Consider the following 12,511-nt stretch of genomic DNA (forward strand, 5'->3'; position numbering starts at 1 on the left):
ATCCGAGGCGGTGAAGCTGCGCCGACAGGTGCGGCATGTCGCTATTGTCGCTTCTGCGTCAGTAGTCCCGAAGACAACCCAGGAGAACGTGTGAGCCGCACTCCCCGTACGACCCGTGTGCTGAACACCGTGCTCGCCCCGGTCATCAAGGGATACCGGGACCCTGCCCGTTCCTGGGCACAGGCGGTGGTGCAGGTCGAGAAGGAGGCCGGCACCGCCGACCGGCAGTTCGCCGAGGGCCTCGGCATGGTCGTCGAGGCGGCGGCCGAGATTCCCCGGCTCTCGCCGCTGGGCTGGTTCCTCGTCATGAGCGACGTCAAGGGCAGGTATGCCAACCGGTTGCGGGTCAACCGCGTGCTGGCGGAGCACCCGCAGGTCGCGGACGAGCCGATCACCGCGCCCGTGATCGTGTGCGGGCTGCCGCGCACCGCGACGACCCTTGCCCACCGGGTCCTGTCCGTCTCGCCCGACCACAGGGCTCCGCTGCTGTGGGAGATGCAGAACACGGGCCTGGACGACCCGCAGGCGGCTCGAAAGCTGATCAAGCAGCTCGAGCAGGGGGCCGCCATGATGGAACGGTTCGCGCCCGACATCCCGCACATCCACCCGATCAGCATCGACAGGCCGGAGGAGTCGATGTTCCTCCTGCCGCACGGGAGCCACTGGCCGATCCTGCACGGTCTGATGCCGTCCTACAGCGCCTGGGCCGCCCAGCGCGACGTGACCGGCGACTACGAGTACCTCAAGCTGGGGCTGCAGGTGCTGCAGCACGGGCGGGTGCGCAAGCGGTGGTTCTTGAAGTACCCGGCGCACCTGCAGGACATGGACGCCATCAAGAAGGTGTTCCCGGACGCGACGTTCGTGTGGACCCACCGTGACCCGGTCGCGGTCATCGGGTCGTTCTGCAGCCTCGTGGAGACGTTCTGGGGGATGTACCAGCACGACACGGACCGAGAGGTGATCGGACGGTTCGCCCTGGACCACCTGGTCGCTCAGGTCGAGCGCGGCCTGGAGCTGCGCGAGCAGCTGCCGCCGTCCTCGATCGTGGACGTGCCGTACAACAGGCTCAGCTCGGACCCCTTCACGGAGGTCCCTCGGCTGTACGGCGCGATCGGAGCCACCTGGAGCGCCCGCGACGAGGAGCACCTCGCAGAGGTGATCGCGAGGCCGAAGGGCACACCCTCGCACCGGTACGACCTGTCCCACTACCTGGACCCCGCCGAGGTCGAGAAGACGTTCGCGCCGTACAACCGCCTGCTGGACCGCCTCGATCTGCGCGACGCGGAGCCGGCCGTCGAGCTGTAGGGCCCCAAGGTCTGGCCGTGGTGCGGCGTCAGGCCCGGTGGTCCACCGTCGTCCAGTGTGACGGTTCTGAGGCCGCGCCGGCCCCGAACCGGTTGACCGCCGTCACGACATAGCCGGTGAGCGCGGCATCGCCGGTGCCGACCGGAGGCCGCCAGGAGACGGCGAGCGACTCCCGCCCGCCAGTGGCGTCGGGCCGGTCGACGGCGTCGGGCGCCTCGCGCAGCGAGATGCTGTCCAGGGGCACCCTCGTGATCTCCACGTCCTCCTTGTTCGTGCCGTACGCGACGTACAGGTCGTCGCCCCAGAGCACGCTCTTGGGGTAGCTGTAGCCGGGGTTCTTGTACAGCCCCTCGTACCGCCGCGGCTGGAGGTCGTTCGCGTCGCGCAGGGTGTACCCGGTGTCGAAGGTCTCGCCGTCGGCGCTCAGCAGGATCGACAGCGGGTACCGGTCGCGGGTACCCGTCGGGTTGCCGACGAGGTAGGCGGTCCCGTCGGGCAGGTTGCCGGCGCTCTGCTTGGTGCGGGAGTCGGGCACGTTCGTGAGCACGGACGTGGTCCAGGTCTCGCCGTCGTCCTCGCTCACCGAGCCGAGCTTGCGGAGGGTGCTGCCGCCCTGGTCGCGGAACACCATGACGACGGCGCCGTCCTCCCGCACGTACCAGCTCGGTTCCAGCTCGCGCGACATCGCGTCGGTGTTCGGCTGGTTCTCGAGCTCACCCTGCGTCCAGCCGGTCACGCCGAGCGGGTCGTCGGTGTAATAGGGCTTGACGAAGAGGCCCGGCTGCACGTGGAAGGCGGTCAGCACCCGGCCGCTCGGCAGCGCCTTGACGTCCTGCTCGATGATGCCTTCGACGGGCCGGCCGTCGGCACCGGTGACCCGCCTCGGCTCCGACCAGGTCTCGCCGTCGCGGCTCGCGACGTACTCGGTGTAGCCGCCACGGGGGTCGAGGTCCGCCGGCCACACGTTCAGATAGGCGATGAGCGTCTTGCCGTCGGTCCACCAGCCGCCGCTCGACGTGTAGCCGTCGGAACGCGGCTCGGTGAGGGCGGCCGGCTCCGACCACGCGTCGCCGTCGTCGCTGACGCTGTACGTGACCACGGTGTCCGGTGCGTCCTCGTCGAGCGCCGAGCTCTGCCACTGCGCGTAGAGCCTGCCCTTGAACGGCATGAGCACGACGCCGTGGTTGAACTTCGGGTCGTCGGCGCCGGGCGCGAAGACCGTGGTGGTCTCCGCGCCCTCGTGCTGCGGAAGGCCCAGCGCGACCGTGTCGGTCGTGTCGATCAGGTCGTCGACCACGCGGAACGGCGGATCGTCGCTCTGTGCGGCGGCCGGTCCCGTCGTGAGGGTCGCGACCAGCGCCACGACAGCGGTGAGCGAACCCAGGACGGCGGTCCGGCGGGAGCGTGAGGTGTGTGAGAGCAACGCTGCTTCTCCTCTTCAGTGGTGGGTAGGTATCGCGCGCTTCAGGCGCGCGCGCACCTCTTCGTCCGGGTCGGGGATCGGCATCCGCTTGCCCCCGACCGGGCGGCCGGCGAGGTGGTGGACCGCCCGCATCCGCGCGGAGGAGCCGTCCACGGCCTCGACGACCTCGTCGATGTCCGCCTGCAAGGCGGCGATCCGCTGCTCGTCCCCTGCGAGCAGGGCCTCCCGCATCGCGACGAACGGCCGGGCGAACACCGAGGCGACGCCGGAGATGACCCCGTCGGCACCGGCGTGGCCGGCGCGCGCGAAGTCGCCGTCCGCCCCGGTGTAGATGACGAAGTCCTCCGGGAGCCGTGCCCGGAACGCCGAGATGAGGTCGAGCGACTCGCCGCTCACCTTGACGCCCACCACCCCGTCCAGCCCGGCGAGGCGCACGATCAGGTCCTCGTCGACGGGGATGCCGGTGCGCGCCTCGAACATGTACACGTAGACGTCGAGCCCCTCGGCCTCCGCGACCACGTCGCGGAAGAACTCGTACACCTCGTCCGGGGGTGCGGGAAGGTAGTACGGCGTCAGCACGGCGATCTCGCGGGCCCCGGCGCGCCGGGCTCCCTCGATCAGCTGCGACACCTCGAACCGGCTCGCCGCGCCGACGTGCACGATGACGCGCAGGTCGCCGAGAACCTCCGTCGCGAGCTCGGCCACCGTGTTCCGTTCCTCGATCGACAGGGCAGGGAACTCGCCCGTCGTGCCGAGCACGAGGGCGCCCTGCACCCCGGACGCCGCGACGTACGCGAGGATCGCTCGCGAGCCGTCGAGGTCGAGGCCGCCGTCGGCGCGGAACGAGAGGGGGACGGCGGTGATGATGTCGTGCGAACGCATGTGTACCTGTTCTTCTGGTTCGTCAGCGGCTGAGCGGTCGCGTCAGCCGGTGTATGCCTCGTCCATCGAGGCGAGGACGTCGTCGACCCCCGCCTGGCCGGAGAACAGCTGCTGGGTGCCGATGAACAGGGCGGACTGAGGCTTGGCGTCGGGCCAGCCCTGGTCGGGCATGGGCGCGGTCTCGCCTGCCGCGATGAGGTCGGACGCGGACTGCATGACCGGGTCGAGGTCGACGTCCGCGTCGCCAAGGGCCGGGATGCCCGGAGCCGCCCCGAACCAGACGCTCGTGGCCTCGGGGGTGGCGAGCCAGTCCACGAAGTCGAGCGCGTTGGCCTTGTTGGTCGCCGACTCGTTGACGGCGAAGCTCACGCCGATGCCGCGGGGGATCGGGTTGGCTCCCGAGTCGTCGCCGGGCAGCGGGAAGAACCCGAAGTCGGTGCCCTCGGGTGCCGTCGAGGCGATCTGCGGGTAGGAGGCCAGCACCTGGACGACGCCGACGGCCTCACCCGAGTTGACCAGGTTGTACGAGGCGGTCACGTCGGTGCCGAGCGGGTCGTCGTTGAAGCAGCCGGCCTCGCTCATCTCCTGGTACTTCTCGAACGCGTCGGACCAGCCGGAACCTGCGAACGTCGCCGAGCCGTCGGCGAGCTGCTGGTCGAAGTCCGGCGCCTCGCCGTACACGGTCGAGGCGACAAGGGCGTACGGGATGAGCTGGGTGACCCAGTCGGTCTGGATGCCGAGAGCGAAGGCGACCTTGCCGGCGTCCCGCACGTCCTGGCAGTAGGCGAGCAGATCGGTGTAGGTGGTGGGCACCTCGAGGCCCAGCTCGTCCAGCGTGGCGACGTCGTAGATGGCGCCGATCGCATCGAGCTTGGACGGGAGCCCGTAGGTCTTCCCGTCGATCTGGAGCGTCTCGGCCGTACCCGGGTCGACGGAGTCGACCCACTCGCGGTCGGAGAGGTCGGCGAGATAGCCGCCGCCCTGGAGCACGTCGATGGCGCCCGGGTTGCCGCCGCCGGCCCAGACGGTGAACACGTCGGGGGCCGTGCCGCTGGAGAGCTGGGTGCGGATGGTGGTCTGGAACTGCGAGGTGTCCGAGACGGTCAGGCTCACGTCGTGACCGGTCTTCTCCTTGTAGGCCTCGATGACCGCCTCCATCGGGGCCTGGTTGTTCGAGGTCGTCGCGATGGTGAGGGCATCAGTGGGTTCGGTTGACCCGGCGGTCGGTTCCGCGGACGCACAGCCCGTCAGGGCGAGCGATACGGCGACACCGGCGACTGTGGCGATGTTCCTTGAGTTCATGGTGCTGGGACTCCAAGAGGTGGGTGGGCTTCCCCGTCGGTGGGGGAGTCGTGGTGGGCAGATGGGGGAGGGGAGGGCGGGTCAGGTCGCCGGGAACCCGAGGTCATAGGTGCCGGGTTCCAGCCGGAGCCGGGTGCGGCCCAGGTCGTGGTCCGCCACGGTGACGCCCTCCGAGCTCGTCGCGTTCTTGCCCCCCTCCGTGAGGTCGGCCCCGCTCCCGCAGGGCAGGACGGCGGTCGTCGCCGCCCCGGGGGGAACGGTCACGGACCAGGTGATGCGGCCGCCGTCGCGCTGCCATCGGCTCTCGATGCGCCCGCGAGGCGTCTCGAGCGACCCGGCGGCGCTGTCGAGGAAGGGATCGAACCGGGGCGTGAGCTCGATGACCCGGTACCCGGCCGATCCCTCCGCCTGGCCGATACCGAGGATGCCCCCGGCGAACCACTGGCCGACCGAGCCGAGGGAGTAGTGGTTGAAGCTGTTCATCCGCGCCGACTGGAAGCCCTTCTCGGGTGTCCAGCCGTCCCAGCGCTCCCAGATCGTGGTCGCGCCGTTGCGGATCGAGAACAGCCAGGACGGGTACCGGTCGTTGTGCAGCAGGCGGAACGCGAGGTCCTCCCGTCCGAGGTCGGCGAGGACCGGGCACAGCAGCCCCACGGTGATGAAGCCCGTGGTGAGCGACACGTCTCGCCGCTCGACGGCGGTCACCAGCCGGTCCGCGACGATACGGCGCTGCGCGTCGTCCGAGCACAGCCCGAAGGCGAGCGTGACCAGGTAGGCGCCCTGGGTGTCCCCGGCGACCGTGCCGTCGGGGGCGACGAACTCCCTCCGGTACACGTCGCGGATCCGCTCGGCCAGGGCCTCGAGCTCCGCGGCCTCCGCGTCCCGGCCCAGGACCCGCAGCGAGCGGGCGGTGAGGTCGGTGCTGTGGGCGAAGTAGGCGGTGGCGAGCACGTCCCTGCGGGTCTCCTCGCCGATCTGCAGCCAGTCTCCGTAGTTGTTGCCGACCAGCTCGCGCCAGACCAGGCCGGGGTTGTGGCGCTCGATGTGCCGTACCCACGCGACCATCGAGTCGGCAGCCTCCTCGAGCACCGTGCGGTCGCCCGTCGCGCGGTAGACGTGCCACGGGATCGTGACTCCGCCGTCGCCCCACGCGGGCGCGCCCTCGCGCAGGTGGATCAGGTGCGGCGCGATGTCGGGGAACGCGCCGTCGTCGGACTGCGCGCTGCGGATGTCCCGGAGCCAGCGCTTCAGCAGCGGGCCGACGTCGGCGATGGCCAGCGCGGTGGGCGCGAAGACCTGCGCGTCGGCGAGCCAGCCGAGGCGCTCGTCGCGCTGCGGACAGTCGGTCGGGATGGACACGAAGTTGCCCCGCAGCGACCACGAGATGCTGTGGTAGAGACGGTTCAGGTCGGTGCTCGACGACGAGAACCCGCCGACGAGCTCGACATCGTTGTGCAGCACCACTGCCTCGATGTCTGCGGCGTCCAGCGTGCCCGAGACACCGCGGACCTCGGCGAAGCGGAACCCGTGCAGCGTGAAGCGCGGCTCGAACACCTGCTCCTGCTCGCCGTTGGTCCAGAACACGTCGACCGGTTCGGCGGTGCGCAGGTTGGCCGTGTAGAGCTCGCCGTCGTCGAGCACCTCCGCGTGGTCGAGCTGCACCCGGGTGCCCGTGGCCTGGCCGCGCAGCGTGAGCCGCACCCGGCCAACGAGGTTCTGGCCGAAGTCGACGATGTGCCGGCCCTCGCCCTTCGGCGTCACCGAGACGGCGGCCAGCCGTCGCGTCGCGCGGACGCCCGGATCGACCTCGGGGGTGAGGAGCGAGGTGTCGTCGTCGACCACGACGGCGTCCGACCAGCCGGACAGGTCGCAGCCGGGAAGGTGCCAGTCGGCCTGCGCCCGCCGTGAGTCCTCGTACTGGCCCATCAGCAGGTCCGCGTACAGGATGTCGCTCTCGGTGTCCCGCCAGGCGGTGTCGGTGCCGACGACCACGCGGCCGCCGTCCGCCGCGTCCGCGACGAGCTGCACCAGGAGCGCCGGCTCCTTGCCGTAGTGCTGGGCCTGGTGCCGTCGGTCCGTGCCGATGAAGCCGACGTACCAGCCGTCGCCGACCAGCGCCGCGATGCTGTTGCGTCCAGGGTGCAGCAGGTCGGTCACGTCCCACGACTGGTAGGTGATGCGGTCGCGGTACTCGGTCCAGCCCGGCGCGAGCTCGTCGTTCCCGACCCGGTGGCCGTTGACGTACAGCCGGTAGACGCCCTTCGCGGAGGCGTGCACCTTGGCGCGGGCGGGCACGTCGTCCAGGTCGACATGGCGCACGAACCGTCGCACCGGCGTCAGCTTGTTGACCGTGTAGCTGATGTCGATGTCCTGCGGAGGCAGCGCGGTCCGGCGGGCCAGCGGGCTGCGGCCGATCCAGGCGGCCCGCCACTCGTCGCGGTGCACGATCCCGGTCGCGAAGCGGGCGCTCGCCGTGGTCGTCACGCCGTGCTCGTCCTCCACCTCCAGCGTCCACCCGTAGTCGGCGGAGCTGATCAGCGGCGCTCCCGCATAACGGGCGCCGACCGTCCCCGCCGCCTCGACGCGGCCCGAGTCCCAGACCCGAGGGGTCTCGCCGGACGGCGTCAGGTGCGTGACGACGATGCGGTACGCCACCTGGCGTGCGCCGCGCCGCCCGGCACGCAGGCGCCACGAGAAGGCCGGACCCGCGACGATGCCCTGCGGCTCGTGCTGCCCGTCGGCCCGCAGCGCGTAGGCCTCGACTCCTGTTCCGTGGTCGCTCATCCCTTCAGCCCTCCCGCGAAGCCCTTGATGATCTGGTTCTGCATGAGGAAGTAGACGAGGAGCACCGGCGCGACGCTGATCACGAGGCCGGCGAACACCACCGGCCAGTTCGAGACGAACTGCCCGACGAACGCGTAGAGCGCGACCGTGACCGTCTGCTGGGGCGTGCCGCTGAGGTAGAGCAGCGGCACGAGGAAGTCGTTCCACACGGTGATGGCGTTGAGGATGATGACGGTGCCGGTGATCGGGCGGAGCAGCGGAAAGACGACGCTGAGGAACGTGCGGAAGGTGCCGGCGCCGTCGAGCGCGGCCGCCTCCTCGTAGTCGCGCTCGAGGGTGCGGACGAACCCGGTGTAGAGGAACACCGAGAACGGCACCTGGCTGCCGGTGTAGAAGAGGATGAGCGAGACCAGCGAGCCGAGGAGACCGAGGTCGCGCATCGTCTGGTAGAGCGGGATCAGCGCCACCTGGAACGGGATCATCATCCCCGCCAGCACCAGCCAGAACAGGGCGGTGGAGAGCCGGGAGAGCACTCGAGCGAGCGGGTACGCCGCCATCGAGGAGATGGCCACGATGAGCACCACGCTCGTCACGGTGACTATCGCGCTGTTGAGCAGCGCCGAGGCGAGGCCCGCCTGCTGCCACGCGGCGACGAAGTTGTCGAACGTCGGCTGCGTGACCGGGGTGAGGGGCGACGAGGCGTCGTTCGCGGGCCGCAGGGACATGTTGACGAGGATGTAGACGGGAAAGACGAACACGAGGGCCACGAGGAACATCACGATCTCGCGGGCGAACACGCGCTTCGAGTAGCGGAGCATCAGTAGGCCCCCCTTCGCGCCATGCGCTGCTGCGTCACCGAGAACACGCCGACGACGAGGGCCAGCACGAGCGCGAGCGCTATGCCGTAGCCGAACTCGCTGAACTGGAAGGCCGACTTGTAGAGCAGGGTGGAGAGCGTCTCGGTGGCCCCGCCAGGACCACCAGCGGTGAGCACGAACACCTCGGTGAACATCTTGAGCCCGCCGATGATCGTGAGCATGACGTTGATCGCGGTAGCCGGGGCGAGCAGCGGCCAGGTCACCGACGAGAACAGTCGCCACGGACCAGCGCCGTCGACGAGCGCCGCCTCGTTCACCTCCTGCGGGATCGACTGGAGGCCGGCGATGTAGATCACCATCGAGTAGCCGGCGTGCTGCCAGACGATCATCATCACCACCGACACGGCCGCCCAGCCGGGGTCACCGAGCCAGCTCGGCGCCGCCCCGCCGAGGCCGACGGCGGCGAGGACCCCGTCCGCCGCGCCACCGGGGGTCAGCATGAACTTCCACAGGTACGCGACGACCACCGGCGTGACGACCACCGGTGCGAAGAACAGCACGCGGAGGAAGTTGCGCGACTTCAGGCCGCTGTTGACCCCCAGCGCGAGGAGCAGGCCGATGCCGTTCTGCAGCACGGTCACCGAGACGGCGAAGACGAGCGTCATCTTCAGCGCGTCGAGCGAGCTCTGCGTGGTGAAGATCCGGACGAAGTTGTCCAGGCCGACGAAGTCGTAGGTCTGTGACAGGCCGTCCCAGTTGGTGAAGGCGAGCACCGCGCCGCGGACCGACGGTACGACCACCGCGAACCCGTAGAAGAGCAGGGCGGGGATCGCGAGCACGAGCAGCGCCCTTGACTGCCCGACCCCGGCGAGCCGACGGCGCGCGGGTGCGGGCGGCGCGTCGTCGCCGCGTACCTCGGACAGGGACGGCCGGTGAGAGGTTCCGGCTGCGACGCTCACGGCTCACCCTCCTTTGCGCCGTCGTCGATCAGCGCCTGCACGGCGGTGGCCATGCGCGCCCGTGCGCCGTCGAGGTGCTCACGCAGCTCCGCGCGGACCTGCTCGACGTCGCCCTCGTCGATGAGGTCGAGCAGCCGGCCGTGGTCGTTCGCCGACGGGTGCAGGTCGACGTCCTCCTCGACCGTGAGCTGCATGAGGCTGGCGAGGAGCGGCTCGTAGGCCTTCCACACGTCGACCAGACGACGGTTGCCGCTCATCCGGTAGAGCAGCGCGTGGAACCGCATGTCGGCGTCCGCGAAGTCGGCGGCCGCCGACCGGTCGGCGCACGCGGTCATCTCCCTGACGATCTCTCGACCCTGCGCGAGCAGGTCGGGCGTGACGTTCTCGATCGCCCGCAGGGTGGCGGTGAGCTCTATCGACTCCCGAAGCTCGTACAGGTCGTCGATGTCGCGCTGGCTCAGCCCGACGACGAAGTAGCCCCGTCGCCGGGACTCGACCAGACCCTGCGACTCCAGCTGTCGCAGGGCGTCGCGGACGGGGCCGCGGCTGACGTCGTACTGCTCAGCGAGCAGGTCTTCCACGAGATGCGTTCCGTGCCCGAGGGTGCGCCGCACGATCTGGTCGCGCAACGCTCCGGCGAGCTGATCGCCGAGCGCGGGTGCCCGTGAGGGCCTCACTGTGACCACTGTGTCACCCTTTCGTTTACCGTTAACGGTAGACAGTAGAGGGTGACCGCCGTATCGACAAGGGGCGGCTCGTGCTCGGGACGTCGAATGGCTCGCCGTTCCAGCGGACGTGGTCGTGCGGACGTCGTCGTGCGGACATGAGCTCAGGAGGCTGGTTCAGCGAACGAGGTGGGGCTCCAGGAAGCCGAGGACGACGGGGTTCACCTCTGCCGAGAACTCGTCGAAGAACCCGTGGCGTCCGCGTGGGAAGATCTCCAGCCGGGCACCAGGGATCCGTTCCGCCAGAAGGACGCCGTTGGCCGCGGGAGTCATCCGGTCGTCCCCGCCGTGCAGGACCAGCGTCGGTACGGCGATCGAGGGCAGGGCATCCCAGGCGTCATGCTGATCGCTCGCGCGCAGATGGGCACCGGCCTCCCGCCGGCCCATGCTCGGATCGCCCAGCAGGTCGCTCTCCCGCGGAGGGCGCGGCCGGTGCGGCGTGTAGAAGAGGTCGTGCAGGAGCCGCAGCCGCTCGCCCGACGACGCCCTGGCGAGTGCGCGGCGGACGTCCTGGCCTCGTTCGACCGCGTGGGTGCCGCCGGGGGAGGTGCATGCCAGTGCCATCGCCGTCACACGATCAGGGTGGTCCACGGCGAGCATCTGGGCGACGCGTCCGCCCATCGAGGTGCCGTAGACCAGCGCAGCGTCGACGCCCACGTGGTCGAGCACGGCGGCAGCATCCGCCGCGAAGCCGGCAGTCGTCCACGGGCCCACCTCGCCGCGGCTCCGTCCCGTGCCGCGATAGTCCATCGTGATCGTCCGGAAGCTACCCTCGAACGCCCCGCGGAGCCCGCGCCACCAGGAGTGGGAGTTCGCCTGGCCCTGGAGCAGCAGCAGCGCCGGGGCGTCCTGCGGGCCTCCTGTCTGCACCGCCAACGGGAACCCGTCGGCGGCGGCGAACAGTGTTTCCATGGGCCCCATCCTCCCTGGCAGCGGCCGGACGGGCGTCCCGGTGCTCTCCAGTAGTGTTCGATCGCTACGGGGCAGCCCGTTCGCTGGAGGATGTCGATGACCGTTGATCTGCTGACCGAGGCGCTGGGCGCCTTCGGGGCCGTGCGCACGGACGCGGCCCCGCCCACGGAGGCGAGGTCCGGTGCCGGGGTGTACTCGGTACGAACTCCGCACGGGGAGCGCGGGTACCTCAAGGCCACTCCCGTCGGGCTGGGCACGGGGGCGATGGCAAAGGCGGAGCGCGAGCTGCGGTTCTACCAGCAGGTCGCGCCCACGACGCCGGTCGCGACGCCCGTGCTGCTCGACATCCTGTGCACCTCCGGGGGCATCGCTCTCCTGCTGTCCGACGTCGGGACGGAGCGCCCGGCGTCCGCCTGGACCGACCAGGACTGGTCGCGGCTCGCCCGCGATCTCGCCGAGGTCCACAGCATGCCGCTGCCCGACGGGGACTGGTCGCGACCGGACCCGCTGGGGACGGCGCTGGCCACCCCGGACCACGACCAGATCCGTGCGTTCTGGGCGCCGGTCCTGCCCGCCCTCGAGGGGCTGCTGGCGAACCGGGACGAGATCTTCGCCCGGCTCGATGCTCAGCCGACGGCCTTCGTCCACGGGGACTGCCACACCGGCAACATCGTGCACGGCGAACGGGGGCCGGCGTTCTGCGACTGGCAGCCCGCCGGCCTCGGCAGAGCCTCCGCGGACCTCGCGTTCCTGAGTGTCCGGGCCACGCCCGCCGGGGTGCAGGTCCCGTCGGCGCTCGTCCGTGACTATCTCGCCCACCGGCCTACCGTCGCCGACCCCGCAGAGCTCGAGCGGGCGGCCCTGCTCGAGGAGCTCGCCGTCTACGTCTTCGAATGGCCGCCCTATGCCGCGTACAACGATGCGGCGGGCGTCGCGAGGGTGCAGCAGCGCGCCCGGGCCCTGGCCGACCACCTGGGCGGTGCGGCGACCGGAGCTGTAGCCAACGGCTGAGGATCTCGGTTGTCCTCGGCGACGTGCCCCGGGAAGATGGCCGACATGACAGCACCCCAGCCCTCGTCGTCCCGTCCGGCGGGCACCGTACGCGTGGTCCTCGCGGCCCTCGTCGTCCTCGGTCTCGTGCTGCTGGGCGCCGCCGTGTGGGCAGAGAGCCGCACGCCGTCGTACGGCTGGTTCGCGTACGCACCACTGTCGGACACGACCTACGCCCCGGGCGGACTCTGGCCGGCCGGCCCTTCGTCGGTCGGCCCCTCGTCGGCCGGCACGGTGGCGCTGCTCTCGGGCGCCGGCGCGCTCCTGCTCGGCGGTGCGGCCGGCTACGTCGTCGGACGGCGCGGCCGTCCCGTCCCGGACACGCCCGACGACGACGGCGGCAGGTAGCTG

The 12,511-nt window shown here is 70.7% G+C and carries 11 protein-coding genes; 3 read left to right on the top strand and 8 right to left on the bottom strand.

Annotated features, from left to right (window positions below; genetic code table 11):
- Positions 1 to 90: 90 nt before the first annotated feature.
- On the top strand, positions 91 to 1,305 hold the full coding sequence (locus ACFS27_RS16875; RefSeq protein WP_377185121.1) for a sulfotransferase family protein: 1,215 nt from the start codon (positions 91 to 93) through the stop codon (positions 1,303 to 1,305).
- A gap of 28 nt (positions 1,306 to 1,333) precedes the next feature.
- On the opposite strand, the gene ACFS27_RS16880 is transcribed toward ACFS27_RS16875, so the two are convergent.
- From ACFS27_RS16880 to ACFS27_RS16915, 8 genes are all read right to left on the bottom strand, one after another.
- The gene (locus tag ACFS27_RS16880) at positions 1,334 to 2,728 is read right to left on the bottom strand and encodes a sialidase family protein (RefSeq protein ID WP_377185123.1); all 1,395 of its coding nucleotides are present in this window, start codon (positions 2,726 to 2,728) and stop codon (positions 1,334 to 1,336) included.
- Between the two features lie 15 nt (positions 2,729 to 2,743).
- Entirely contained in the window at positions 2,744 to 3,610 is an 867-nt protein-coding gene (locus tag ACFS27_RS16885) for a dihydrodipicolinate synthase family protein (protein ID WP_377185125.1), read from the bottom strand.
- Between the two features lie 42 nt (positions 3,611 to 3,652).
- Positions 3,653 to 4,912: an ABC transporter substrate-binding protein gene (locus ACFS27_RS16890; protein WP_377185127.1), complete on the bottom strand. Its 1,260-nt coding sequence runs from the start codon at positions 4,910 to 4,912 to the stop codon at positions 3,653 to 3,655.
- Positions 4,913 to 4,993: 81 nt separating this feature from the next.
- The gene (locus ACFS27_RS16895; protein WP_377185129.1) at positions 4,994 to 7,696 is read right to left on the bottom strand and encodes a family 78 glycoside hydrolase catalytic domain; all 2,703 of its coding nucleotides are present in this window, start codon (positions 7,694 to 7,696) and stop codon (positions 4,994 to 4,996) included.
- The gene (locus ACFS27_RS16900) at positions 7,693 to 8,514 is read right to left on the bottom strand and encodes a carbohydrate ABC transporter permease (protein WP_377185131.1); all 822 of its coding nucleotides are present in this window, start codon (positions 8,512 to 8,514) and stop codon (positions 7,693 to 7,695) included. The genes ACFS27_RS16895 and ACFS27_RS16900 overlap by 4 nt, the downstream gene beginning before the upstream one ends.
- Positions 8,514 to 9,473, bottom strand: a complete 960-nt coding sequence (locus ACFS27_RS16905; RefSeq protein ID WP_377185133.1) for a carbohydrate ABC transporter permease — start codon at positions 9,471 to 9,473, stop codon at positions 8,514 to 8,516. Before ACFS27_RS16905 ends, ACFS27_RS16900 begins: the two co-directional genes overlap by 1 nt.
- A complete protein-coding gene (locus tag ACFS27_RS16910; protein WP_377185135.1) occupies positions 9,470 to 10,150 on the bottom strand; it encodes a GntR family transcriptional regulator in 681 nt (226 codons plus the stop codon). Before ACFS27_RS16910 ends, ACFS27_RS16905 begins: the two co-directional genes overlap by 4 nt.
- 165 nt (positions 10,151 to 10,315) lie before the next feature.
- A complete protein-coding gene (locus ACFS27_RS16915; protein ID WP_377185137.1) occupies positions 10,316 to 11,110 on the bottom strand; it encodes an alpha/beta fold hydrolase in 795 nt (264 codons plus the stop codon).
- Positions 11,111 to 11,206: 96 nt separating this feature from the next.
- Here ACFS27_RS16915 and ACFS27_RS16920 point away from each other — a divergent pair, with 96 nt between their 5' ends.
- Both ACFS27_RS16920 and ACFS27_RS16925 read left to right on the top strand, forming a co-directional pair.
- Positions 11,207 to 12,121 (top strand): phosphotransferase family protein, encoded by a 915-nt coding sequence (locus tag ACFS27_RS16920; RefSeq protein ID WP_377185139.1) that lies wholly within the window; start codon positions 11,207 to 11,209, stop codon positions 12,119 to 12,121.
- 45 nt (positions 12,122 to 12,166) lie between these two features.
- Complete coding sequence (locus tag ACFS27_RS16925) at positions 12,167 to 12,508, top strand: hypothetical protein (RefSeq protein ID WP_377185141.1); 342 nt, start codon at positions 12,167 to 12,169, stop codon at positions 12,506 to 12,508.
- Positions 12,509 to 12,511: the final 3 nt, after the last annotated feature.

Origin of the sequence: Promicromonospora vindobonensis, assembly GCF_042685865.1 — a bacterium.
GTDB classification, from domain to species: domain Bacteria; phylum Actinomycetota; class Actinomycetes; order Actinomycetales; family Cellulomonadaceae; genus Promicromonospora; species Promicromonospora vindobonensis.